General features: G+C 59.5%; 21 protein-coding genes. 8 read left to right on the top strand and 13 right to left on the bottom strand.

Features of this window, described 5'->3' with window-relative positions; translation table 11 throughout:
* Nucleotides 1-172: 172 nt before the first annotated feature.
* The 3 genes from ACNQQL_RS34325 (at nt 173) to ACNQQL_RS34315 (ending at nt 4526) form a co-directional block, all read left to right on the top strand.
* Complete coding sequence (locus ACNQQL_RS34325; RefSeq protein WP_347068922.1) at nt 173-1642, top strand: helicase-related protein; 1470 nt, start codon at nt 173-175, stop codon at nt 1640-1642.
* 248 nt (nt 1643-1890) lie between these two features.
* Nucleotides 1891-3336 (top strand): hypothetical protein, encoded by a 1446-nt coding sequence (locus ACNQQL_RS34320; RefSeq protein ID WP_347068920.1) that lies wholly within the window; start codon nt 1891-1893, stop codon nt 3334-3336.
* 440 nt (nt 3337-3776) lie between these two features.
* Entirely contained in the window at nt 3777-4526 is a 750-nt protein-coding gene (locus tag ACNQQL_RS34315; protein ID WP_347068918.1) for a phage Gp37/Gp68 family protein, read from the top strand.
* On the opposite strand, the gene ACNQQL_RS34310 is transcribed toward ACNQQL_RS34315, so the two are convergent.
* Nucleotides 4519-5784, bottom strand: coding sequence for a three-Cys-motif partner protein TcmP (locus ACNQQL_RS34310; RefSeq protein ID WP_347068916.1), 1266 nt, complete (start codon nt 5782-5784; stop codon nt 4519-4521). The genes ACNQQL_RS34315 and ACNQQL_RS34310 overlap by 8 nt on opposite strands.
* Nucleotides 5785-5903: 119 nt before the next feature.
* Between ACNQQL_RS34310 and tcmP (ACNQQL_RS34305) the strand changes: the two genes are divergently transcribed.
* From tcmP (ACNQQL_RS34305) to ACNQQL_RS34290, 4 genes are all read left to right on the top strand, one after another.
* The gene (tcmP, locus tag ACNQQL_RS34305; protein WP_347068914.1) at nt 5904-6743 is read left to right on the top strand and encodes a three-Cys-motif partner protein TcmP; all 840 of its coding nucleotides are present in this window, start codon (nt 5904-5906) and stop codon (nt 6741-6743) included.
* A gap of 429 nt (nt 6744-7172) precedes the next feature.
* Entirely contained in the window at nt 7173-8351 is a 1179-nt protein-coding gene (locus tag ACNQQL_RS34300) for a hypothetical protein (protein WP_175800782.1), read from the top strand.
* The gene (locus ACNQQL_RS34295) at nt 8348-10585 is read left to right on the top strand and encodes a hypothetical protein (RefSeq protein WP_347068912.1); all 2238 of its coding nucleotides are present in this window, start codon (nt 8348-8350) and stop codon (nt 10583-10585) included. Before ACNQQL_RS34300 ends, ACNQQL_RS34295 begins: the two co-directional genes overlap by 4 nt.
* 649 nt (nt 10586-11234) lie before the next feature.
* Complete coding sequence (locus ACNQQL_RS34290; protein ID WP_175964265.1) at nt 11235-11984, top strand: DUF5131 family protein; 750 nt, start codon at nt 11235-11237, stop codon at nt 11982-11984.
* 9 nt (nt 11985-11993) lie between these two features.
* Here ACNQQL_RS34290 and ACNQQL_RS34285 read toward each other — a convergent pair whose 3' ends face one another.
* A complete protein-coding gene (locus tag ACNQQL_RS34285; RefSeq protein WP_175964266.1) occupies nt 11994-13259 on the bottom strand; it encodes a three-Cys-motif partner protein TcmP in 1266 nt (421 codons plus the stop codon).
* Between the two features lie 118 nt (nt 13260-13377).
* Between ACNQQL_RS34285 and tcmP (ACNQQL_RS34280) the strand changes: the two genes are divergently transcribed.
* Complete coding sequence (gene tcmP / locus ACNQQL_RS34280) at nt 13378-14217, top strand: three-Cys-motif partner protein TcmP (protein WP_347068909.1); 840 nt, start codon at nt 13378-13380, stop codon at nt 14215-14217.
* 346 nt (nt 14218-14563) lie between these two features.
* On the opposite strand, the gene ACNQQL_RS34275 is transcribed toward tcmP (ACNQQL_RS34280), so the two are convergent.
* The 11 genes from ACNQQL_RS34275 to ACNQQL_RS34225 form a co-directional block, all read right to left on the bottom strand.
* Nucleotides 14564-16054 carry a hypothetical protein gene (locus ACNQQL_RS34275; RefSeq protein WP_347068907.1) on the bottom strand — a complete coding sequence of 497 codons (1491 nt, stop codon included), beginning with the start codon at nt 16052-16054 and terminating at the stop codon, nt 14564-14566.
* Nucleotides 16051-17184, bottom strand: coding sequence for a hypothetical protein (locus ACNQQL_RS34270; RefSeq protein WP_347068905.1), 1134 nt, complete (start codon nt 17182-17184; stop codon nt 16051-16053). The genes ACNQQL_RS34275 and ACNQQL_RS34270 overlap by 4 nt, the downstream gene beginning before the upstream one ends.
* A 359-nt stretch (nt 17185-17543) precedes the next feature.
* Nucleotides 17544-18356 carry a hypothetical protein gene (locus ACNQQL_RS34265; protein ID WP_347068903.1) on the bottom strand — a complete coding sequence of 271 codons (813 nt, stop codon included), beginning with the start codon at nt 18354-18356 and terminating at the stop codon, nt 17544-17546.
* Nucleotides 18357-18629: 273 nt separating this feature from the next.
* Complete coding sequence (locus ACNQQL_RS34260; protein ID WP_347068901.1) at nt 18630-19718, bottom strand: porin; 1089 nt, start codon at nt 19716-19718, stop codon at nt 18630-18632.
* Between the two features lie 199 nt (nt 19719-19917).
* Nucleotides 19918-20253 carry a Rieske (2Fe-2S) protein gene (locus ACNQQL_RS34255; protein ID WP_072438387.1) on the bottom strand — a complete coding sequence of 112 codons (336 nt, stop codon included), beginning with the start codon at nt 20251-20253 and terminating at the stop codon, nt 19918-19920.
* Nucleotides 20254-20256: 3 nt separating this feature from the next.
* Entirely contained in the window at nt 20257-20568 is a 312-nt protein-coding gene (locus tag ACNQQL_RS34250) for a YciI family protein (RefSeq protein WP_347068898.1), read from the bottom strand.
* A gap of 4 nt (nt 20569-20572) precedes the next feature.
* Nucleotides 20573-21445, bottom strand: coding sequence for an intradiol ring-cleavage dioxygenase (locus tag ACNQQL_RS34245; RefSeq protein WP_347068896.1), 873 nt, complete (start codon nt 21443-21445; stop codon nt 20573-20575).
* Nucleotides 21446-21473: 28 nt separating this feature from the next.
* A complete protein-coding gene (locus tag ACNQQL_RS34240; protein ID WP_347068894.1) occupies nt 21474-22541 on the bottom strand; it encodes a maleylacetate reductase in 1068 nt (355 codons plus the stop codon).
* 7 nt (nt 22542-22548) lie between these two features.
* Nucleotides 22549-24015: an aldehyde dehydrogenase family protein gene (locus ACNQQL_RS34235; protein WP_347068892.1), complete on the bottom strand. Its 1467-nt coding sequence runs from the start codon at nt 24013-24015 to the stop codon at nt 22549-22551.
* A gap of 44 nt (nt 24016-24059) precedes the next feature.
* Nucleotides 24060-25079 (bottom strand): hydroxyquinol 1,2-dioxygenase, encoded by a 1020-nt coding sequence (locus tag ACNQQL_RS34230; protein WP_105393326.1) that lies wholly within the window; start codon nt 25077-25079, stop codon nt 24060-24062.
* A gap of 42 nt (nt 25080-25121) precedes the next feature.
* On the bottom strand, nt 25122-25616 hold the full coding sequence (locus ACNQQL_RS34225; protein ID WP_347068924.1) for a hydroxyquinol 1,2-dioxygenase: 495 nt from the start codon (nt 25614-25616) through the stop codon (nt 25122-25124).
* Nucleotides 25617-25765 lie beyond the last annotated feature (149 nt).

Genomic DNA, 25765 nt, shown 5'->3' with positions numbered 1-25765 from the left:
TGCGTACTTTCCTCGATTCGCTCGAACTAGCCAAGGAGAAACTCATCCCCCATTGATGGCTCGTTCTTTGTAGGCCCGACTACCTGTCAGATCGAGTCCCGGCTAATACACGTTAGGCGACGATACGAAGCTCGCAGCGGTCGCGCTTGAGCTGGGTGCCTCGGGCCGGTCCTTGGTCTACGCCACCGGAGCAAAGAACGCGGAAGATTTGACGGCACTGCTCGCACTCAATCGCCAACCCGGAACCTCGAAGGGGTTATCGGACCTAGCGAAGTTCATCGAGCAACATATCCACAAGCAATACTCCCTTGCGACTTACGTTCGGCAAGGCGTCGCATTCCACTATGGGAACATGCCTAGCCTGTTGCGTGAGGGGATTGAGGCGGCGTTCAAGCGCGGTGAGTTGGATTACCTCTGCTGCACGACAACCCTGTTTCAGGGAGTGAATCTCCCTGCGCGAAACGTCTTCATTGATACACCGACTCGCGGTAAGGGCGCGGCGCTCGATGAAGCTTCGCTCTGGAACTTCGCCGGTCGTGCCGGCCGTCTTGGCGAGGAAGTAGTAGGCAACGTGTTTCTCGTAAACTACGAGAACTGGGAAACGAAGCCACTAACCGAGCGCAAGCCGTTCGCGATGCAGGCAGCGTTCAAGCAGACAGTCGAGGCGGATTTTGATGCGGTAGTTGAGCTACTCCAGGCAGCCGTCGACAAGGCTCCCATACTGGAGCGCGACCGCGCGTCTGGGGACCGGATTACCGCAGCTGCAGGTCTCATCCTGTTTCGTTCGTCTCAGAAGACATTAGACGGTTTACTGGGTCGCCGCGGTCTCTCGCTGACTACCGAGCAAAAAGACACCCTCACTGAGCTGGCCGAGCAGGCGCTTGCGAGTCTTGAGCTACCGGCTTCGGTTTTGACTACGAGCTGGATGCTCGACCCAGTCGCGCTCGCAGGCCTTCTGCAGCGGATTCGTGAACTCGTGCGCCATCGCGACTTCTCGAAACTGATGCCTTCGAATCCTTCGGGCGACTCGTACACGGTGTACAACTCAATCATCCGCAGGCTCTACAAGTATCTGGGGGGCATGAACCTTTCCGGAGAAGAAGGGAGAAGACAGCGCGGCTACGTTAGCCACGTGACCGTTACGGCCTTGAAGTGGATGCGAGGCGAACCGCTGACGCAATTGGTCGCTGAAGCTGTGAAGTACAAGAAGAAGGTTGCACAGCAAACGAACAAACGTTCGCTCACGCAGGCGGCTATCGATGGCGCCATCCGCGATATGTTCACGCTTATCGAGCAAACGATTCGATTCAAGCTTGTCCAGTGGGCGAAGGCCTACGTCGACCTGCTGAAGTACGCTCTTGCCCAAGAGGGGCTCGATGAAATGGTTACCCAGGTCTACGACTTCTCGTTGGCTCTTGAACTGGGTGTGTCGACGCGTACCGGTCGTTCGCTGGTCGAGTTTGGCTTGTCACGTATCACAGCTGCGGCAATGGCGTCGCTGATTACGGATTCGTCGTTGAGCTCGGACCAGGTTCGGGGCTGGTTCTTGCAGCAACCAGCGTCGCTGATACAGCAACTATCACCATTGGTAGTCGCTGAATTACGTGAACGTGGTCTCGTCGTAATCGAATATTCAGCTTGAGATTGAAAGGCTGCCAAGCCTCTCGCCGCATCTAAGCTTGGGAGCTGAGACTGAGCGTTGCGCGTTGGACAGGCGTCTGTCGACGCGCGGCCGGCGTGCTGCTCGCCATGGGATGCGGCACCTGCGGCCGACGCAATGGCCAGCGTCCCCGCTGTCTCGCCGCCTGTTATTGTTGCAGAATCGAGGCACGCGTTTGCGTAGGCCTCGAGTGAGGCGATGAGCAAGTGCGAAACCAGGAGACATCTTTCATGGTCGGTTCGAGCATCAAGCTCCCGGCAGTTTCCTTCGAGACGATAAGGACGCTGATTCCTGCTGTTCTGCACGAAGTCAAATCGTACAACCTTCCACGCGTGTGCACGCAGTTGGGAATTCAGCCGTCCGTTGGACCCGGCGACGAAACAGAGGCGCACGCCAGCAAAAGGTCATACGTCAGCACGAGAATCGCCGATTTGAACGAAGACGCGCTCGTCGAGCTCGCGCGCAAGGTGCTCCTCAAATATCCGGATGAGAGCTTGATGGAAGCGCTCGTCGAGTTGACGGTGCATAGTCAGCACCGCGTGAGCAAGCTTGTTCGCGGCGACGTCCTCAAAGTTCTGAATCGGTTTGATACGCTGTTCGGGGATGCTCCGGTCCTGGAAAGCTTGGCGGAAGTTTTTGGCGCTGTGGCGCTACGCGAAGGTGGGTCGTTGTGGCTGGATAACTCCAGCTTGGAGGCTCAGATAGACCAGCACTATCTTCGCAACCCTGACTGGACCAGTGAGGAGATGCTCATTGAGTGCGGTGCGTTGACGTGCTCTCAGTTTCGCTTCTTCTCTTTACTCGAAAAGCTTGTCCATCCGATGACCCGTCGTGATGCCGAGCAGGCTGAGCTAGTCAGTGCCATCAACGACGCGTTGAAACGAGACGGCTTCACTCTGAAGCAAACTGCCGTGGAATCGGGATATGCGATTTACGGCGTTGTCCGCATTCAGGCTGGCGTCGCCGGGACGATGAAGAATCTGATTTTCGCATCGACAGGTGAGAAACCGGAACTCGTGTTTCGCGACGCGCTGAACAATGACGTCGAAATCACGAAGCATGCAGACAAGGTGCTCGTCTACGACCAGCCGCTTCCCAGCTCGGGGATGCTTTTATGGAGCGACCTTCGCGACTGGTACGCTGAGATTCATGGTGTAGATGAAACCGAAGGCTCGAGGATTTTGTACACGCGTTTGCGCGATTCCGTCATCGGCACCAACTCGGCCGGCGAGTACGCGATTTTTCACGGCTACTACAAACGCTTCAGCAAACTTCTCGACGAGCGACTGCTGGCTCTGATTCCGCAGGTCTACCTGCACTACGACCCGTACACGCGCCGTGAGCGAGGCGATGAGAAATTCTTGGCGCGGCAGCGCATGGACTTCCTTCTCATGCTTGAGCAAGGCGTCCGCATTGTTATTGAGATAGATGGGCGCCATCACTACGCGGTGAGAGACCAGAGCGCTCCCGAGCGCTACATCGCGAACGCACAACTCTATGCCGAGATGGCAATGGAAGACCGGCGGCTTCGGTTGATGGGCTACGAGGTATATCGCTTCGGCGGATACGAATTCCGTGACGTGGCCCTTGGAGAGAAACCGCAGGTCGGCCCCGACGCGCAGCGCCGCGTTGCCGATTTTTTCGACCGACTGCTCGCCCGGCACGGAATCCGATAGGTGGCGCGCATGGAATGGCTACCGATGCTACCTCGATTGTCTCCGCCGTCGAGGGGGCCGAAATAATCCGCTCCTTCGTGAAGGCTCAAACATCGCCAGGACATACCCAGTGATACGTCGGGCGGCTATTTTGCGACTACGGCGCCACAGCCCCCAAGTTCCCATCACCACACGCTCGCTCCCCCCGCTGCCCGCGCCAACCCAGCACATAGCGCGCGCCTATTCGCTCAACCCCCACCATCACATTTATCTATACGCTGTATGAATATACAGCATAATCTCTCTATACTTCCGAAGCCCATGACGGAGACGCTTGGTTCTTTCTCTCGTTTGTCGCATATCAGCATCGAGAAAACCGCGACCACATGACGAAAGTATGGCTATTTCGTAGTAGCCGCAGGAAGCCCGATAAAATCGCAACCTAATTGAGAGGTCGAACAATGAGCGGTGGGCAAAGCAAGATTGAGTGGACGGAGCGCACGTGGAACCCAACCGTGGGTTGCACGAAAATCTCCAAGGGCTGCAAGAACTGCTACGCCGAAGGCATGGCAAGGCGTCTGCACGCCATGGGCACCCCGGGCTATGAGAACGGCTTCAAACTGACCATTCTGCCGAATCGCTTGGACGAGCCGTTGAAGCGCAAGAGTCCGACAGTGTATTTCGTCAATTCGATGTCCGACCTGTTCCACCGCTCGGTTCCTGATGCCTACATCACGCAGGTATTCGACGCGATTCGAGCGTGCCCTCAGCACACGTTCCAGATTCTCACGAAGCGCGCTGAGCGCCTCGCGAGCTACTGCAGCCGTCGTGATATTCCGGCAAACGCCTGGCTCGGTGTGACCGTGGAGGACCGCCGGTATGGGGTACCTCGCATCGATGAGCTGCGCGCGGTGCAAGGCGGTGTGCGCTTTCTGTCCGTCGAGCCGCTGCTCGAGGACCTCGGAACACTGAATCTCGAGAACATCGACTGGGTCATCGTCGGCGGAGAATCCGGTGCGAAGGCGCGCCCGATGCTCGAAGAGTGGGTGCAGAACGTAAAGGTCCAGTGCGAGGAGCAAGGCGTGAAGTTCTTCTTCAAGCAGTGGGGTACATGGGGCAGCGATGGCGTACGTCGCTCCAAGGGCGCAAATGGGCGGCTCCTCGAAGGACGCACCTGGGACGATATGCCTGACCACGTTCGGCTTACGTGAAGAAGTTTCGCTGCGGTGAGTATTCGACGATGTCGGAGGGTTTGTAGTGCTTTGACGGCCGTCGCACTCTGTCGTCTTTATTCGACACCACAATACTTCCTGAGGCGTGCAAGCCCCGGATAACCATTTGCAGCCGAGTTTCGTCTGCGATAGTGTTGGAAATGTGGTCGGTGAGCAGTTGCCGAACGGTGAGCGGCTGCTGCCGGCCTGCCAGAACGCGGCCGAGGTCTTCCTTCAATGTCTCGATGCAGAGCTCTGCCCCACCAGCATCGAAGAGGATAGACTGACCGGTATATTGCTCGTCCCGTTTCGGGTCGTAGCCCAGCATGAAGAGTCCCGGCTCAAGCTCGTGCCCGAACTCGCTCGAGTGCGCCCAGTGCAGCGACTTCATTACGTCGTGGGCCTTGTATTGCTGCGACAAGTGCACGAGCCAGTAGCTCCACGGATTGGCCGAGTCGGGCCGAACAAAGAACAGCGTCATGTACGGTGTACCTGTTTCGGCTTTGATGCCATGCGCGACGTAACGTTGGAGCGCCACTCGTCCAGACTCTGCCTTAATTTGCCCCAGTTGTTCCCACGGGATGTACTGCTCAATCCCGATGCTGCGCACAGCCTTCCGATTTGCCTCTCTGTCGCTGATGTAAGTGAGGAGCGAGTCGACGTTGAAAGTCATTATGACTTCTGCGTTCGGCAGCTCGGTCATCAGCCACCGAAGCTTGTCCATCGGCACGGCGTTGTAGCTGTACTGGTCGAGCAGAAAAATCGCCCTACCTCCGCCTCGGCGTGCTTTGATGCGCTCGACGATTCTCGGCAGCTCGTCGAGAAATCCACCGTTCAGCACTTTCGACCGCTCGAAGTCCTGTTGCGCGATGGCACCCTCCGCTCGCCGCCTTTCCAAGTGCTGACGCAGATACTCCGCAGATTCCCTCTTTTTTTCCACGAAGAAAAACTCAGTGTCCACTTCGCGCAGCGTGCGCCGACCGACATTGAGGGCGGCTCGCGCCAGGTGCGCCCCCCGCATCATGAGCAGAGGCGTGCCATCAACTGATTTGGCCTGTTCATTGAGGTATTCCCCACCGCCGGCAAACCCATCGACCAACGTCAAAGTTAGTTTGGGCATGGTCGGCAAACTCATCAGGGTTTCGATGTATTGCTGAACATACTCCTCGACAATCGCGTGCTTAACGGCGCTGTGCTGGTCAAGAAGCGGTGGCGGATGTCCGACCTGCCAGAAATACTTGTCTTCTGTCTTTGCCATTCTTGGTGTAATGCGGGGCTCTTGGTCTCTCGAAAGATTATCAGGTTTTAGTAGATATTTTGAAATAACGGCATACTATTTGACATCCCCATTGAGCCCTCAAAATACGGGACACAAGCATGGTCAAAAAAAATGACGACGAGATTGTCATCGACCCGGCTGATGGTCTGCCGGTCATGAAGGTTGGTCCTTGGTCGGAAGACAAACGTGTGGCGCTGTCCCGTTATGTCGACGCAGCCCGAAAAGCTCGCGCAAAATGGCCATATGCCTCGTTTATCGACCTTTTTTCGGGGCCAGGACGAGTCATGAACCGTGAATCTGGGGTTATCTCTGATGGCGGCGTGTTATCTGCCTGGCGTATGTCGGAACGCGGTGGAGCGCCGTTCAACGAGATATACATCGCCGATGCCGATGCTGAAAGCGTGGAGGCTTGTAGCTCGCGACTTCGCGCCGCAGGCGCCAAAGTGCAGGCATGCGTGGGCACCGCATTCAAGACCGTTGACTGGGTGCTCGAGACGCTTCCGAGGGGATTACATTTCGCCTTCCTCGACCCATTCAACATCGAGCACTTGGACTTCGAGATTATTCGCAAGCTCGCCGCTCGACCGAACATCGACCTCTTGATTCACTTCAGCGTAATGGACGTTCAGCGAAACATCGGTGTCGACTTCAATCTGGCCAGCTCGAGATTGGATGCGGCCGCGCCGGGTTGGCGCAACAATTTGCGGCTGAAAGAGGTTCCCAAGCGCGAACAAGTCAGCGTGTATCTTGAGTATTGGGAATCGCTCGTCACGGACCTGACTAAGATGCAGGTTGCCCAGTCCAAGCCGCTATTCGTCAACATGAACAAGGGGCCGCTATATCGCCTCATCCATCTTGCCCGTCATCCGCTCGCTACGAAGCTTTGGAATGACGCTGCGTTGCCGACCTCGCGCCAGCAATCGCTGCCTGGAATGTGATTACTAGGCGTACGGATGCTGTCGTTCGCCGTGACTTGGACGAGACCGACGTTCGCGGAATCCACAGTGGAAACCTGACGGCACAGTCGTCCAACCTGTGACCAGGCTTCAGGTGCCCCGCGCCGACCGACGGGGCGCTGGGGTTCGCGCACTACCGGAAGCCCGAAAACGGGTCCTGAAATGCACCCACATCGCCCCGCCGGCCCTCGGTAGGCAACCGCTTGAAGCGAAGGCTAGAATTGCATTTCACTGACCGACCCGAGGGAGCCGAAAGACATGCTCTCGACGACCATGTCCTTCTACCGCGCTTTCCAAGATAGCTATGCTCGTGTCGTCGAACCGGGGGCGAATGCTGCGTTCGACTACTTACACGTCGAAATCGCGGACAGCTGTCGGTGCCCTAAACCCTGAGCGCTCTACATTCTCTCTATGATTTCGTTCCAGCAGGCAGTGAGCCTCCGCGAGATTGAAGCCGAATACGATGCGGCTGGCCACGACCCGATTTTGCGGATTCCACTCTCCCTTCGGTACGGCGGTGCAGTTGGCGTCCCATCGGCGTTGATGCAGTACGTCGCGACGTGGTCGCGCCTTCAGGCGAATTCCGCGCTTCGACTGTACGGACACGTTGACAGCAATCCGATGGAAGCCTTGGCGCAAGAGCCTCACGGGCTGGTATCCACATATTTCGCCGGCTCAGTCGAAGTTCCGGGACGTGAAGACCCGTTATCGACACGGGAGGCACTGTCGTTTGGTGTCGGCAGAATCCAGGCCATGCAGGAGAGTCAGTTCCGCGACACGATGCGCGGCAGAGGGGTCTTCCTCTGTTGCTTTGCACGGGCGAAGAACGAATATCTCCTCCCATTCTATAGCCGGCCGCAGCCCGGTGCGCTGCGCTCGCGAGCGGATTTCGTCTGGCTCACCTCGAAGATAATCACGGCAATCGCGCCCGCGGCGGAGTGGAAGGTTTCCGAGGAAGCCAATGCCTCGATTGGGACGTTGATATACGAGCTCTTCAAGAACACCGATGAGCACGCCACCGTCGACGAGGACGGGAAGCCGTATGTCAGAAATGTACGAGCGCTCATGGCAAAGTTCATTTCCTATGACCGCGATGCTCAACACGAGCAGGTGGTCTCCGACGACGCGGTGTTTAACGAATACCTCGCAGAGCATTCTGCGGCTCACGCGGCGGCGGCGCCTGGCGGAGATTCCCCGCTTCAGCGTACGTCGTTTTTAGAGTTGACGGTGCTCGACACTGGCCCGGGCCTCGTGCGTCGCTGGATGTCACGATACGGTGCGCCGTCGGCAGGCACTCTCTCCATTGACGAAGAGGTCAACATCGTTAAGCGGTGCTTCGCTCTGCACCAGACAACGAAAGATACGAATGCGAGCGGTGGTGGGCTTACCTACGTACTCAAGACACTGAGCGAGTTGAACGCATATCTTCGACTCCGCACGGGACGGATTTGCCTCGTCCAGGATTTTTCGAACACACCCGCCGGCGTATTTGAGCCAACGCATTGGCTCGAAGACCGGAGAGAACTGAGCCACACCGCAGGCGCGTCGTACTCCATTGTGATTCCCATGACGACGGCGGTGTCGCGATGAAGGGCTTTTTTGCGTTTGATTGGGCGCTCGAAAGCAGTTCGCCGGTGCGAAACTTCCATTTCCTCTTCAAGCCACCAGGCACGTTCAACGTTGAGAATCTGGCCGATGCGATTGAGGCCGGCTTGCAGGGCATCAATCCGCCGGACGTGGTCGCAATAATCTGTGAGTCGGAGGAGACAGCTGAGGTGAAGGAGGCGTTCGAGCAACCGCTGCTCGTCCAGGCTTCGAACCGTACGTCGACCAAAGTTTGTCTTTGTATCTGCTCATTCGGCCACGACGGGACCATCAACAAAGTGGATGCGCTCACCAACCCCGTTCCTGACCTCGAACGTTTGTTCCGTGGCCGGAGCGCGGCCATCCGGAACGCGGGTCTCAAGGAACTGTTTTCGGCCAAGCACGTTTCCGTCATTGCGCCGCCGGGCTTCACCTTCGTCAAACCGTCTCAAAAGCGCTCGACGCATTTCTTGCGCGCCGAAGAAGCGTTGACCGAAGTTGAAGGAGTCCAGTTCCTCGCATTTGCCCTTCTCCAAAAGCTCTGCAATCGCGCCCTAAAAGTTGGGGCGAATCTCGATGTGATTTTCGTAGACACGATGGGAATTGCTGCGGTGGCCTATGCGCTGCGTGACATGTACTGCACGTTATTCGACGTTCCAAAGCCTCGCGTGGTCACGTTTCATTCTCATGAAGGGATAGACAAAATCGATGCGCCACTTCATGGCACGTCGTTCACGCTCATCTCGGCGTCATCGTCGATGAATCTTGAGCGAGATTGGAAACAGAAGGTGAAATGCGACGCCACCGAGGTGGTCACACTTCTAACGCTCCTCGACGCGAAGGATGCCCAGGATGCTCTATTTGCACTTCCGGCTCCTGCAGGCCTCAATGACAAACCGCACCATAAACACCTGAAAGACCTGCCAATCGTCGGCGAGCGCTTCGCCCCAGAGGACTTGTTGCCGAAGTCGGTCCTGCTTCGAAAGAAACAACATCGACTGCAAGATGTCTCTGATTTTTGTAAGGCCTACGGTCTGAACGGCGCGCTCGCTGTTCAAGCTCGTGGCCCGATTCCAACTGCCAAGGTTCGCCCTATTTATCTCGATGGCCGGAAGCTGATGGGTAACGAAAACTTCAGGGAGTTCGCCGACAAGCTGGTGAGTCAGCAGACTCCTGCATCGGTGAGTGCCATCGTCTATCAAGATGATGAGGCATCGCGTCAGATAGCGGAATACTGCGCTGAGAAGCTGCAGGAGGTCATGCATCGAGCGACTCGACTCACCCTGATAAGCGACGCCAAAATCGAGTCTGGTGATGCCGAGCTGGATGGTACCGCCGGGATTCTTGTTGTCGCAGCAGTGGTCGGGCGTGGGACCCGCCTCCTGTCGATAAGCCGTGACTTACGCGACGTCCACTCGGGAGCGCGCACATACTTCATCGGGGCCCAAATTGCGGAAACCGCAGCTCAGCTCTCCGCACTTCCGTTGAATCTCAAACACTCGGCTTCTGGGGCCGAAATCAGAATCGAACGATTCGCAGGCATCGCTGTTGGGCAAGATATTGCCGAATCGTTCGAGGAAGAGTTGCAGGCCTTCCGAAATATTCAACGACAGTTGGGTGACCCTTTCGCTGCTCGCCTCGAACTCCTCGCTGGCTCCGCGAGCGGCTTGGGGAACGCGGTCTTCATGGCGCGAGACGACAGCCTCGTTGAGGATATGCGACTCCGTCCAGATTTCGCGTACTGGGACGGGTTTTACGAGGAAAGGAACGACACAAACGCTGCTGTTCTGGCGACGGCCGGCGCGCTTCTCCAAAATGCTAGAGAGGGGAAAAAATTTGCGAGCGAAAGCGACCGGCTCGCCACCGACGCATTTCAGCAGGTCATTCTCAACCCAGAGAACTTTACGCGGTACAACGACGGCGCAATCCAGGCGGCACTTTTGCGCTGCGCGCGACCCAGCGAGCTGGACTACTCGCGAGAAGCGAGCGCCAGCCAGTTCATGTTGGACTTGCTAGCAAACATCTTCGAGCAGCATGACAGGCGACAAGGAGAGGCAGCATGCGAGTTTGCGTTCGCACTGTACACACGCAAATTGCGCCTTCAACAACAGCACCTTGATGAGCTGAAGGCTCGCATCCGGCTGAAGCTAGAAGGCACCACCCATAAACTTCGCCTGCTCCGCATACTGTTTGAATTTGACGCCATGCCGGCAAGCACGATTCTTCCCGACGAGTTCTGAAAACGCTGGGCCGGCATCATCACAAAGAAAAGGCGAGCCTCGCATCGTACGAGGTTCGCACGTTTCAGGGAGTTGTCGATTTCGCGAGGGAGACTGCGCTTTCGGACCGCGCATCGCGATTATCGGCGCGCGGCTGCCGATTCACACGAGAATACCCGTTTGGTCTGCGCCGTCCTTAAGCGAAACTATTAGAACTGCGCCGGCTCACCGGGGTTTTTTCCTGTGTGGACTGGGCCTCCAGGGGCGGGCGAGCGGGGACACCACGTCGACAGAAAAAAGACATTGATTTATAAGGATTTTTCCCGAATCCTTAAGGGAAACTAGCGCCTTTAAGTGAAACTATTCGAAGTTGCTAGGGGCTCCAGTGTCCTAGCTCTCCGCCGTCACGACGTTGCTGCCCACTTCAACCAGATGGCATAGCCCGTGCCTATTCGCCACTCACACTCAATCAGACTTACTTATTTACTGTATAAAAACACAGTTACACCCTATACTGCCGGACACCGGCTGCGGGGGCATTGGTCCTTTTTTGTGCTGATTTGTCGCATAGAAGCATCGAGAAAGACTCGACCACATGACGAAAGTATGGCTATTTCGTAGCAGCCGCAGGAAGCCCGATAAAATCGCAACCTAATTGAGAGGTCGAATAATGAGCGGTGGGCACAGCAAGATTGAGTGGACGGAGCGCACATGGAATCCGACCGTGGGTTGCACGAAAATCTCCAAGGGCTGCAAGAACTGCTACGCCGAAGGTATGGCGAAGCGTCTGCACGCAATGGGCACCCCGGGCTATGAGAACGGCTTCAAGCTGACCGTTCTGCCTAACCGCTTGGATGAACCGCTGAAGCGGAAAAGCCCGACGGTCTACTTCGTCAATTCGATGTCGGACCTTTTCCATCGCTCCGTTCCGGATGCCTACATTACGAAGGTTTTCGATTCGATTAGGGCGTGCCCGCAGCACACCTTCCAGATACTCACGAAGCGCGCAGAGCGACTGGCTACCTACTGCAGCCGTCGCGAAATGCCGGCGAATGCATGGCTCGGTGTGACCGTCGAGGACCGCCGGTACGGCCTACCGAGAATCGACGAACTGCGTCGTGTGGAAAGCGGCGTTCGTTTCTTGTCCGTCGAGCCGTTGCTCGAAGACCTGGGCACCCTGAATCTCGAGAACATTGATTGGGTCATTGTCGGCGGGGAATCAGGCCCGAAGGCGCGCCCAATGCTCGAAGACTGGGTACAGAACGTCAAGGTTCAGTGCGAAGAGCAAGGTGTGAAGTTCTTCTTCAAGCAATGGGGCACGTGGGGGAGCGACGGTGTGCGCCGCTCCAAGACCGCGAATGGCCGCCTTCTTGAAGGGCGCACTTGGGACGATATGCCTGAGCGAGTTTTGCTTACTTGACGACGCGTGCTAGAAGAAGTGCCGCTGCGGTGAGTATTCGATGATGTCGGTAGCGTTATATCGCTTAGACGGTCGCCGTGCTCGGTCTTCGTTATTCGTCACTACGATGGTGCCTGAGGAGTGCAGGCTTCGAAGTACCTTCTGCAAGCGAGCCTCGTCTGCGATTGTGTTCGAGATGTTTTTCGAAAACAGTTGCGCGACCGTAAGCGGCTGCGGCTCCTCTGACAATTTGCGACCGAGATCATCGGTCAGCGTTTCGATACAGCGTTCTTCCCCATTTCTATCGAACAGAAGAGACGACTGGCCGTTGTACTGCTCATCGCGCTTCGGGTTATAGCCAAGCATGAAGAGCCCGGGTTCAAGCTCGTGCCCGAACTCGCTTGAATGCTCCCAATGCAGCGACTTCATGACGTCGTGCGCCTTGTAGACTCGCGATAAGTGCACCAGCCAGTAGCTCCATGGGTTCGCTGAATCAGGCCGAACAAAGAACAATGTCATATACGGTGCCCCCGTCTCGGCTTTGATGCCATGGGCGACGTACCGTTGTAGCGCTGCACGACCAAACTGTGCCTTGATTTGTCCCAGTTGCTCCCACGGAATATATTCTTCAAGGTCAACCCCACGGACCGCCTTCCGGTTCGGCTCTCTGTTGCTGATGTATGTGAGAAGAGAATCGACATTGAAGGTCATGATGACCTCGGCGTTTGGTAGCTCCGTCATCAACCATCGAAGCGTGCTCATCGGTATGGCGTTGTAGCTGTACTGGTCAAGCAGAAATATTGCGCGCCCGCCACGGCGCCGCGCCTTGATGCGTTCGACGATTTTCGGAAGCTCGTCAAGGAAACCAGCATTTCGGACGGTCGTTCGCTGATAGTCCATATCCGCGATAGCCCCTTCGGCTCGTCGCTTTTCCAAATGGCGGCGAAGATACTCCGCTGATTCTGGCCGCTTCTCCACAAAGAAGAACTCTGCATCTACTTCACGTGGCGTACGGCGGCCAACGTTTAAGCGGGCGCGAGCCAAATGGGTTGCGCGCATCATCAAAGGTGGCGTGCCATCGACAGATTCGACCATCTCGCTGAGGTACTCCCCGCCACCGGCAAAACCGTCAACCAACGTCAAAGTTAGTTTGGGCATGGTCGGCAAAGACATCAGCGTCTCGATGTATTGCTGAACGTACTCTTCGACAATCGAATGCTTTACGGCACTATGCTGGTCGAGGATCGGCGGCCGTTGCCCGACTTGCCAGAGATACTTATCTTCTGTCTTAGCCATTCGTTGTGTAATGGGGGCTCTTGGTCTCTCGAAAGATTATCAGGTTTTAGTAAATATTTCGAAATAGCGGCATACTATTTCACCCCCATTGCCCCCCCAAAAACACGAGACACAAAGCGTGAACAGCAAACACGAAGACGAGGTGGCCATCGATCCAGCCGATGGTTTGCCGGTCATGAAGGTCGGCGCATGGTCCGAAGACAAGCACGTGGCGCTGTCACGCTACGTCGACGCCGCCCGAATGGCCCGTGGGAAGTGGCCTTACGCGTCGTTCATCGACCTCTTCTCTGGTCCGGGACGCGTCATGAACCGAGATTCAAGAACAATCTCGGACGGTGGAGTGTTGTCGGCATGGCGCATGTCGAAAAAGGGCGGCGCTCCGTTCAGCGAGATTTATATCGCTGATACGGACGTTGACAGCGTAGAAGCATGCGCAACCCGACTTCGCTCCGCTGGCGCCCACGTCCATGCATGGGTCGGAAAAGCCTCTGAAACCGTCGACTGGGTGCTCGACGCGCTTCCGGCAGGATTGCACTTCGCCTTTCTCGACCCATTCAACATCGAACATCTGGATTTCGAGATTATCCGCAAGCTGTCTTCGCGACGCAGCATCGACATTTTGATTCACTTCAGCGTGACGGATGTTCAGCGAAACATCGGTGCTGACTTTAATCTGACAAGCTCCAGGTTGGATGCGGCAGCGCCCGGCTGGCGCAACAACTTGCGGCTTGATGCGGTCCCCAAGCGGGAACAGGTGGGTGCTTACTTGGAATACTGGGAATCGCTTGTGACCGACCTGACGAAGATGCAGGTCGCACAGAGCAAGCCGCTGTTCGTCAATATGAACAAGGGGCCTCTCTACCGACTAATCCATCTTTCCCGTCATCCTCTCGCGACGAAGCTCTGGAATGACGCGGCGATACCCAGCTCGCGCCAACAGTCGCTGCCGGGGTTCTAAATCAATGGGGCTCCTCGCTCGTCGCAGGCCGAGCAGTCAATGGGTGGCACGCAGCCGCACTGACACCTTGTTCTGACTGTTCGTATCATGCCGTACTAACCACATACTTTGCCGTTGATCTGAAATCTCAAGGAACCGTCTAACCCGACCACAATAGCTGCCAATGGCCTGCTCCCCGTGTTTGGGACGGTGACGATGTAGAGTCCGTTTTCAAGAGGAGCAGCACCTGAAGAAGTCGGAGCGGAAAAGCAACAAGCTCAAGGGTCTGCTGGCGGAATCAATGCTCGACAACGCGGCACTGAAGGACTTGTTCGCGAGGGCAACTGCACCGCAGCCGCCCCCCCCCTCACGCGATGTACTTATTCTTGATGCGAATATCGCGCCCCTGAAACGGGCCGGTATCGTGATCGTGCACATGCACGATCACCTGCTTCGATTCGAACAGCCTCGATACCTCGCGAAAATCCTGATTCACGCGCTTCATGCCCGCGAACATCTCGGCATGCAGCACTGCGTCGTCGAGCTGCACTTGCGCGCTTCCTGCGGCCCGTTCAAGATGGACGTGCAGGAAGCTCGTCAAGTGCTCATCCTCGGTCGCGGCGAGCTGGAACGTGCTGATCGCATCGTGCAGCACCGGCGAAGCGGACAGAACCTGTTCGATATCGGACGGGAAAACTTTCGCGCCGTAGAACGGCACACTCGAATCGTTGCGGCCGTAGACAAACAAAAACGGGAAATGGCTGGTCCGCGACGCGAAGTCCGTCAGGCGCATGCCATGTGCCGACAGGCGCTTGTTCAACACCCGGAATTTATACGTCCCTCCCGAATCGCGAATGTTGTAGCGGATTTTCGGCGCGGCGCCGGACTGGCGTCCGATGGTCACAAGAAGTTCGCCGTCGGCATTCGTTTCGATCACGTAGTCGAGCGCGTTGTACTGGAAAATCATCGGCGGCGTCTCGCGGCCGAACAACTCGCGGCACAACTCCGGGCGGCTCATCAGCGCGCGCCGCAGACCAATCGTCGTCGGTGTCTCGACGCCGATGTTGATCTCGAGGTCCGACGCGCCATACGACGAAATGACCGTGCTTGCCTTGCGCAGCAGATGGTCGCGCAGCGCTTCCGACAACCCCTCCCCGCCAACGATGAAATCGATGTGATAAGGCGTCAGGTCGAGATCGCATTCGTCGACCACCGAACGGATAAACGGCGGGTAGCCAAATATCAGGTACTGATATTTCGGCCCGAACAGTTTCAGCGTGTTGATCAGCTTGGCCATGTCCGGTCCGATGGACTTCATGATGCCCACGTCGACGAGCGACATCGATACGTTCATGCCCGTCGCCCACGGCCCGAGCGCAAAGCAGTTCAGCAACATCTTGCCGGAGTCGCGAAACACTAGCTGATAGTTCAGTTGCAGGATGCGCTTGACGTCGCTGCGTTCGGCCGCGCTGCGCACCCAATTGTTGGGCTGGCCGGTCGACCCCGACGACTCGTCGATGACCACACCTGACTTTGGAATGGCTCCGCCATAGCAGCGCTGCTCGATCGAATAGCGCTTGATGTAGTTCTCCTTGGTCATGGCGGGCAGGTCCGCCAACCGCCACTTCCCGCCGGCCCGGTAGCCCTCGGCCTTCAGGAACTCGATGTACGCCGGGCAAGCCGTGCTCGCCTTGAGAAATGCCACGCGGGCGCGTATGCGGCCGACATAGGCCAGATAGGGCTGAAACACCGGTGCGTTGAGGAACACATAAAGGCGGCCGTCGACGCTGATCACGCGGCGAAGGAACCATAGCGTCCAGAGAATGGCCTCGAGAAACAGGCGATAGAGCGTATTCATGCGGATCTCGGAGAGTGGGACGGAACCGGCGCATCGACGAGGATATCGGCGAGCGCCCTGCGCTGGCTTTGCGGCGGCGTACGCGAGTAGCCGACCTTGAAAACGAGCCATGCCCTGTCTACCTGGGCATGCGCGTTGAACCACGCGGCGGCGTCAGGGTTCGTGACCAGGTTGCCGTACGGATGCAGATACAGGCCGAGGCTCGTCAGCGCCAGCCAGAAGCGCAGCAGGAAACGGCCCGACTCGATCGCATTCTCCGGGTTGAAGAAATCGCCGCTCAGCACGCCGATTGCGGGTACATGGCCCAGTTGCGCGCGATACCGGCGCTTGAAATAGAAACGCGTCGGCCTGAACGTCAGGATTTTCGACAGATGCGCGGAAAGCCAGAACTCCGCGCGCGACAGGTTCATGCAGCGCCAGTCGAGACCGTCGCGATGGCGGGTGGTCGAGCGTTCGGTGAAGCGAAACCAGGCGGTGATTTCGTCGTGGTAATCCGCGACGTTCATGTCGTGGAACACGGCGTCGATGTTCGCAGCGATGATCGGCTCGACAAGTCCGGCACCCGACAGGTGCGTATATCGATGTCCCCATTCGTCGGCCAGCGCCGCCAGTTGCGTGACCGCCGCGTCCGGTACCGGTGTCGGATCCATCGGAATGCGCGACGTGCGGCGTGCCATCATCAGCGCGGACGGGTCGTCGCGCGACACCCCGGCGTTGGCGACGAGCCGCAATGCTGAAAACGGAATCAGCCCCGGCGGGGTCGGCCGGGACAGGATGGCCGCGAATTCCTGCACCGGACGATGCAGTTGCCATTCGACACGCAAGCCGTGCGGTGCCGCGAGCAGATCGATCGCTTCGATGAACATGCCCATCGCGGACAACAGGAACGAACCGGTCGCGTCCTCTTTCGGCAGCGTGCGCGTGCCATCGACGAAAAGCTCGGCGCAATCGTCCGAGATCAGTTGCACACGCCACGGTTGAACGTTATGGGGCGACGGTGCATGTCGGGCAACGGACAGGATCGTGTGCCAGACGGAAAAGGCTTCAGTGGAAATCCCCGGCATATCTCGTGGCTTCCTTATTGTTGTTCGGCGGATTGCCGTTGTGCGCGAGAACCCGGTCCCTCTCAAGACCGGGGTTAAGCTGTGCGCATCTTACATGATGGTCAATGTCCCTTCACGCGTGCCCCGGCCGACCACAACTGGGAGAAGGGGGCTCGCCCCCCACTTGCCCGGCCGATCAAACCTTTCCTTACTTTGCAATGTCGCCCCAGCCGCGCTTCTCCGCCTCGCGAACCCGAAGCGACGCAACACCCCCTCGACAACGACATCCCGGAACATTGGTGCATGTCGCGCACGGCTGTATTGTTTCGACCGGCCGCCGACTACACCGCGGTCGCACGTACTCGTGCAGAGAATCGGCGTCGAAGCACGGGACATGCGTGCACGCCGGAAGCCGGTCAAGATCATCGCCTCGTCCAGGAAAAACGCTACTTCGACAGACGCAGCTTCTTCGACAGCACGACACCGCTCGACGGGCTCACCAGCCAGATGGCATGGATATCCATGTGCAACCTGGAGATTCTGGTCGTAATGTCCGTCGGCTCGTCAATGCTCGGATCGACATGCTCGATTTGTTCGGTCAGGTAAGGCCGAACCAGGCGCCCGGAAAAAACGAGTGCGAAGTCGCCATGCGTTTGGGCGTACACGGCGGGCGAAAGCCGCATGCGGCTACGAACCGTGGTCATTTTTCCTTTCCCGGACTCGAGTTCGATGATGTCGATCTGCTGGATGTACCCTTTTGCCTTCGCTTCGGGTGCAATCACCAGCCCTCGCCCTCGTGGCCCCGTCGTGACCTTTCTGAGCAGGATGTCCGTCCGGTCGTCGCGCTCTGTGTCGAACAGGTCGACGTCCAGCGTCAATAGGTGCCGCTGTGACTGGTACCTCAGCCCGTACCGCACCGGCACGACGAACGTCACGTCACGATCCAGATCGACGGCCGCCAGGTCGGGATTCGGGACATGCCGGCCGGCAGCGCCGGGGACCAGGCCGCGAACCCGGTTGCTAAACGAAGGTGGGATGGTGCTGATGTGCTGCTTCTTCAGCGCATCCCGAATTGCAACCGGGTCGTCGCCGACAATCGGTCGTGCGGGTGACGTGTCGTGATTGACAGCGGTCGCGATGCGCGTCGTGCCGTCGACAGCCTCCGCCTCTGCATGCGCCGCGATTGGCGCCAGCATCATCGTCAGGGCGACAACGCACACGAAGTTCGAACGACCCAACTTGGATTTCCGGTGAAACACGGCGAACTCCTGATTTTCTCGCAGAGCGGTCAACGACGAGCACTATAGAGTGGAATGATCGGCAACGCATCCACTGCTTGAATTCACCGATGGTCGGCTCATCTCATCGTAAGCTCATTGTCGGCCCGGCAGCAGGTCAACGGGCACACTGCCGTGTTGCCCGGGCGACAACAACCGACCGGAAGCGAGCGGCGGCGCACATGTCGGCATGTCGCCGCGCGACCAGTCCGGTGCCGGGCGGACCTTGACGCAAGTTCCGCCCGCCGCCCCCCATCAAAACACCGTATGCAACCCCACCCGCGCCACCGTCTGGCTCGCCGAACTTGAAGCCCCATTGGGATCCAGCACGCCATTGACCTGCGCATTCGCGCCGCTGTTCGCGCGCTGGTAGTCGGCCGAAACATAAACCATCGTCCGTTTCGACAACAAGTATTGAAGCGCCACGCTGAGCTGATGAGCATGGTTGTTGTTCACCGCTTCATTACCCTTCATGTACATGTATTTCGCGCCCAGCACGACGTCCGACCTGACGTGCCACACCCCGCCGCCTTCGGCCATCCACACCCCGGCATCGTTGAACAAATTCCGCACGGTAGTCACCAGCGCACTCGCGGTAACGACACCAAAGTCGTAGTGCATCCCGATGCCCCAGTTGCGCACGCTGGTCGACGGCACGCCGGGCGCCGGACCGTACTTCTCGTTCGTGTAAGCCGCGCCCACGCCAAACGCGCCCACTTCATAGTTCAACCCGGCGCTGACCGCATTGTCCGCGCCGATCGAACCGGCCACCCCGCCGAACGCATACATCACGCCGCCGGACAAACCCGCGACCGTCGGCGATCTGTATTTGACCGAATTCGCGATCGGCTTGCTGCCTGCCGTGCGATCCCAATCGAACGCACCGGTCGGATTGCCCGGCAGCGCAAGACGCTGGAACGGACCATTCCTGAAACCGTACAGCCCCGAGATGTCCCTCGCAATTGCACTCCCCTTGGAAAAGAGGGAATCCACCATGAAGTCGTACTGATTGCCCAGCGTGATGCTGCCGAACCGGTCGCTCTCGAGGCCCACGTAAGCGTTACGCCCGAAAATTCCGGACCCGATGATCGCGCCGTTCGCCATCGAGAACTGGTTCACGAGCGCGAACGTGGCGCGATATCCGCCGCCGAGGTCTTCGGTGCCGCGGAGGCCGAAGAGGTTGGGTGCGAATATCCCGTCATCGAATTTGACGTTCTTTCCGCCACCCTCGTTGCTGACATAAGAGATGCCGCTGTCGATAAGACCGAACATCGTCACGCTGCTCTGCGCCCATGCGCCCTGCGCTACGGCAAGAATCGCCACTGCTCCAAACCTGAGTTTCATCACGTCTCCGTCTTTTTATGGAAATGCGAGCCTGCCACCCGCTACGTGGCGGGTTCTCGCTCAATACTTCGCACAACAATGCCTTCATCCCGGCAGATATAACGACGCCGACAATATGATTAGCTTTACTGATTTATAAATTCGAAGATCGTCGCATGAAAAATGGATTGCCCCACCCACACCGATCAGAACACTCGAATCAAGCGCCTCGCCAGATAACCCATGCGGCAGAATCCACCTCGACAGCCACGGCTTCCAACGCCGAGCCAGAACACGGCCCGTCGATACACACACCGTCATCGAACCGGAACAGCGCACTGTGATGGGCACACATCAACACCTGCGACCGGTAGCAGGAAACATTGCCCGGCACAAAATCGAGCGGCACCGAGAAATGCGGACAACGATTCACATACGCCCACACCTGCTCGCCGCGTCGCACGACGATCACGGGACGTCCGATGCAAGCTTCGTCGACGACCCGCGCGCCGCCGTCAGGCACATCGGAAAAGCGGCACAGTTGCGTTGCGTCCACGATTCACACTCTCTGCTCGGGGTTTCCGAGGCTCCAGTCCCACGGACGCACTTCCACGCGCGAGAACAACCCCTCCTTCACATACGGATCGTTTCCGACGAATTGCATCACCGCATGGATGTCGTCGGCCTCCACGACGAGCAGCGTTCCGTTCATCGCGCCCCCCTGCGGGTCCAGCGTCGGGCCGCCGAGCCGCACATACACGCCGTGCTGCGAAGCCGCGCGCAGGTAGCTCCGATGACTGGGCCGCACGCGGTCGCGCACGTCGCGCATACCGGGCTGGTCCGTCGCAAACACCGCGAAAAATCGAGCCATTCGATCAGCTCCGGTCGAGGACGAAGTCGTACGTCGCTTCGCGGTACCGGCCGTTCAGGCCGATCTGACGGGCGAGCTCGTCATGCGCAGCGCGCGGGCGATATGCGACCATCAGCGACGGCTTCACGCCGAAGACGGCATCCGACTTCAGGTACGGGTCATCCTCGTCGAAAAGATGCGTGACGAGCGTACGGAAGCCCGGCGCGTCGATCATGAAGTGCAGATGCGCGGGCCGCCACGGATGGCGGCCGGTGGCGTCGAGCATCTTCCCGACCGGGCCGTCGGTCGGAATGGGATAGCTGACCGGCAGAATCGTCGTGATCGCGTAACGGCCTTCGGCATCGGTCCGGTAGCGGCCGCGCAGGTTGCCGTGCGGCTGCGCCGTGTCCTGCCCGGAATACATGCCGTTTTCCGCGGTCTGCCACACGTCGAGCACGGCGTCCTTCACCGGAACACCGTCGGTGGTCAGCACGCGCCCATGCACGACGACCGGTGCGCCCGGCGTGAGCGCCATGTTCTCGCCATACGCACGCTCGGGCATCCCCTTGATGTAGAACGGGCCGAATACCGTCGTCTCCGTTGCGCCGGTTGCGAAGCGATGGTTGATCGCATCGACGAGCATCGAGACGCCGAGCGTATCCGACAACAGGATGAACTCCTGGCGCACCACGTCGTCGCACATCTGCCCCGTCTCGGTCAGGAAGCGGATCGCCGCCATCCACTCGGCTTCCGTCAGTTCCGTCTCGCGCAAGAACGCATGAAGATGCCGCACGAGGCTCTGCATCAGCACGCGCAAGCGCGGGTTCGGCGTGCCGTCGAAGCTGGCGACGACCTGCTCGGTCAGCCTCGTGTCGCTGTCATGGTGGTCATTCGTCATGTCTGCCTCCCTTTTTGCTTCCAGCCGTTCAATGCGGCGCGCGCCCTTCCCACGCGTCCTGAAGCAGCGCACGAATCGCCGCGCGTTCGATCGGCCGCGGATTCGCATACGGGTTCCGGCATGCGAGGTCGGCCGCTTCGTCGAGGCCTTCCTGCGGCATCCCGATGTCGGCGAGCGCCGGCGCGATGCCGAGCTGCTCGTTCAGCCCGAACAGCAGCGGGCCGGCTTCGGCCGCATCGTTCCCGCCCAGCGCTCGCGCGACGCGGCGCAGCGCGTCGGGCGCGGCGGCATGGTTGTAGTGCGCGGTATGCGGCAACATGGCCGCATGCGTCTGCGCGTGTGGCAGGTTGAAGGTGCCGCCGAGCGTATGACAAAGCTTGTGGTGCAACGCCATGCCGACCGCGCCCAGGCAGGTTCCCGCGAGCCACGCGCCATACAACGCGCGGCTGCGCATCTCCTGGTCTTCCGGATCACGCACCACGACGGGCAACGCTTCGCCGAGCGCGCGAATCGATTCCTCGGCCATCAGGCTGATCACCGGGTTCGCGTCTTCCGCATAGAGCGCCTCGACGGCGTGCGCCATCGCATTGATACCGGACGCCGCCGAAATGCCCGGCGGCAGCGACAACGTCAACGACGGGTCGTAGAGCACGGTACGCGGCAGCACGCGTGCGTCGCGCCCGGTGCGCTTCAGCCGGCCTTCGGTGAGCCCGTAGATCGGCGTCATCTCCGAGCCGGCGTAAGTCGTCGGCACGGCCAGGATCGGCAGCGACGATTCGAGCGCAATGGCCTTGCCCAGCCCGATCGTCGAGCCACCGCCGATCGCGATGCAACAGTCCGCGCCCAGTTCGGCGGCCATCTCGCGCGCGGCACGCGCGACTTCGACCGGAACGTGCATCACCGCCTGTGCGCACACGCCGGCCGCACGCTCGCCCAGTACCGCCTTCACGCGGTCGGCGAGCGGCCGCTGCTCGGGCGTGGACAGGATGAGTGCGCGGTGCGCGCCGAGCGCCGACAGCTCATCCGGCAGCCTGGCGAGCGCGCCCCATTCGAACACCACGCGGGAAGGCGTGCCTTGATAGACGAAACGTTTCATGAAAGCCTCAGCGCTTGAAGTGCGGCGGCACGTTGCCGTCGACATTGACCCAAACTGACCGAGCTTCAGTGTAGTCGTGCATGGCTTCGAAGCCCATTTCGCGGCCATAACCCGACTTGCCCACGCCACCGAACGGGCTGCCCGGATTGACGCGCTTGTAGCAGTTGATCCAGCACATGCCCGCATTGATCTGCGACGCCATCTTGTGGGCGCGCGAAAGGTTTTGGGTCCAGAGGCCGCTGCCCAGCCCGTATTCCGTCGCGTTGGCGATGGCAAGCGCTTCGTCGTCGCTGCCGAAGCGCAGCACGGTGACGAACGGGCCGAACACTTCCTCCTGCGCGATGCGGTCGGTCGCGCTCTTCGCTTCGATGACCGTCGGGCGCACATAGTAGCCGTTGGCGAGCGCCGGATCTTGCGGCGCGCTACCGCCGGCGAGCACGCGGCCGCCCTGCTCGCGCGCGACGTCGACGAACGACAGCACCCGTTCGAGGTGCTGCTTCGACGTCAGCGGACCCATCTCGGTATCGGCGTCGAGCGGGTTGCCGATCCGGATCGACGATGCGAGCGCAACGAATCGCTCGAGGAACGCGTCCGCGATGCGTTCGTGCAGCACGAGACGCGAACCCGCGATACACGCTTGCCCCTGGTTGTGAAAGATCGCCCAGGCGGCGCCGTTGATGGCCGCGTCGAGGTCGGCATCGTCGAAGACGATGTTGGCGCCCTTGCCGCCCAACTCCAGTTGAATGCGCTTCAGGTTGCCCTGCGACGCGTCGACGATCCGGCGGCCGGTTGCCGTCGAACCCGTGAACGCGATCTTGCCGACGCCCGGGTGTTCGGCGAGCCGCTGGCCGGCCGTATGCCCGTAGCCGGGAACGATATTGACGACGCCCGCGGGAAACCCGACCTCGGCCATCAGTTCGACGATGCGCAACGTCGACAGCGGCGTGATTTCGGACGGCTTGAGCACCACCGTGTTGCCGGCGGCCAGCGCCGGGCCCATCTTCCAGCTCGTGAACATCAGCGGGAAATTCCACGGCACGATCTGGCCGACGACGCCGATCGGCGCGCGCTGCACATAGTTCAGGAAGCCGGTTTCGACGGGAATCACCGAACCCTGCAGCTTGTCGGCCATGCCGCCGAAGTAGCGGAAGCACGCCGCCGTGCGCGGCACGTCGAGCGCGCGCGAATCGCGAATCGGGTGGCCGGTGTCCAGCGATTCGAGCTGCGCCAGCTCCTCCGCATGGGCCTCGATCGCATCGGCGAGGCGCAGCAGCAGCCGGCCGCGTTCGGCTGCCGGCATGGCCGACCATTTCGGGAACGCGCGGGTCGCCGCTTCGACGGCCAGGTCCACGTCCGCCGCGGTGGCCGCGGCGATCTTCGTGATGACGGAGCCGTCGTGAGGATTCAGCACGTCGATCGTGCCGCGGTCGACGGCGTCAACGAAGCGCCCGTCGATGAAGAGTTGGGTTTGCATGAATCGTCCTCGGTGTATTGCTGAAGCGAAATCTGAAGCGCCGCTCAGAACGCGATCGGATACGGCGCGAGCTCGCCGCTCTCGTAGCGTTGCGGCAGGTCCGGCGTCGCGTTTTCCCAGACCAGCAGCATCGAACGCTTCGTCGAGTAGCCCTGGTGCCGGATGTCGGCGGGCATCGCGCAAATGTCGCCTGCGCGCATCGTGACGCGTGCCCGCGGTGCGCCGGTGTTCTTGTCGCCGATGTCCCACACGATTTCGTCGGACAGTTGCAGGAACCATTCGACGCGGTCGTTGCCGTGGAAGACCGGCAGGATGAATTCCTCGGTGGTCGGGCAAAACAGGCTGCGCCCGCACACCGACGTGACCGACGGATTCCACGTCACGTCCGAACGCGACAGGTACTTGAACAGGTTGAACGCGTGCAGCTCGCCTTCGAAGCCCGGCTCGACATGCACTTCCGGCTCGTCCTGCGCGACGTCGAGAAACGCGCGGTTGACCGGCAGCTCGTCGCGCAGCGGCGAATCGCCTTCGAGGCCCGGCATGCGGCGCGTCGCGATGCGCGTGCGCTCGATTGCCGAGCCGTTGTCGCCGTGCTTGCGCCCGAATGCCGTGCCCGTTTCCTCGGGCGCCGCGAACGGGTCGAATCCTTCGTTCGTCCAGTCGTGCAGCATCGCCTTGAAAGTCGCCATGATCGTCGGCGTTTCGAAGGTCTCGGTGTAGTCGACCCCGGCGTCTTTCAGGATGCCGTTGAAGGTGCCCGCATACATGTCTACCTTGCCGTAGTGATTGCGCGTGCCGAACACGTGATCGAAATTCACCCAGCCGTAGAAGAAGCCCCACGCCACGTCGCGCATCATCGCGCGCAGGAACGCGTCGGCCGGCATCGCATGCGTGCGCGTCTGGCCTTTCGCGGGCCAGCTGATCTTCACGAAATACTCATCGCGCTGAAACGCGAACTCGCCGAGCTGAAAGCGGCGGTAGCCGGTAACGGCATCGGCTTCCGTGGATCGCACCAGATCGGCGGCAAAACCGGCGGAGGGATCGAGGGTCTCGAGGGTGGCCATAACGTGTCTCCTGGAATATTCGAATGTGTGCGGTCGCAACGGTCAGTGCAGGCAGATATCGGCCCACTTCTCGACGGACAGCTCGCCGAGCACGGTCTGTACGAGCACGACGCCCGGCTTGCCGGCAACGAAGCGATACGCACAGCCGGCCGGCAGCAGCGCTTGATGTCCCTTGCGCAGGACGACGTACCCCATCTTGCGGCCGGCCGGCTGTGCACCGGCGCTGACGGTGCCGCGGCCCGAAGTCGGCGGCGTGTCGAGCTTGATGAATTCGATCCGGACTTCGCCGTCCATCTGGATCGTGAACTCGTCATGGGCGCACGCGAACCAGGGCGACTGGCCCTCGGTCCTCAACACTTCGATCACGTATTCGAGATTCTTGCCGGCGACGACCTTTTCGTAAGGGGCCGACTTCGATGCCACCTCGAAGACGTTCGAGAAGGCGTAGTGCTGGGCGCTGCCGCTGGTGATTTCGATCTCGCCCTTCCTGTAGCTGTCGAGCGAGCCAAAGACGGTGTGGAATGCCGCGTCGGTCATTGCTGTCTCCTGAGTTGAACTGCTTGTTGGATTCAACTCTAGCAGGCTGTTGAAATTGGGAACGGTGTAAACGGGCTCGAAGGGCGGTGCGTTAGAGATATCGTGTTCATGATCTTGAGCAGATGAGCCGATGCGTGGAATGGACGAGA

This window comes from Burkholderia sp. LFS061, from assembly GCF_047978125.1.
Lineage (GTDB): Bacteria > Pseudomonadota > Gammaproteobacteria > Burkholderiales > Burkholderiaceae > Burkholderia > Burkholderia pyrrocinia_C.
Note: the sequence above shows the minus strand (reverse complement) of the source record. Positions and strands in the feature narration are given on the sequence as shown.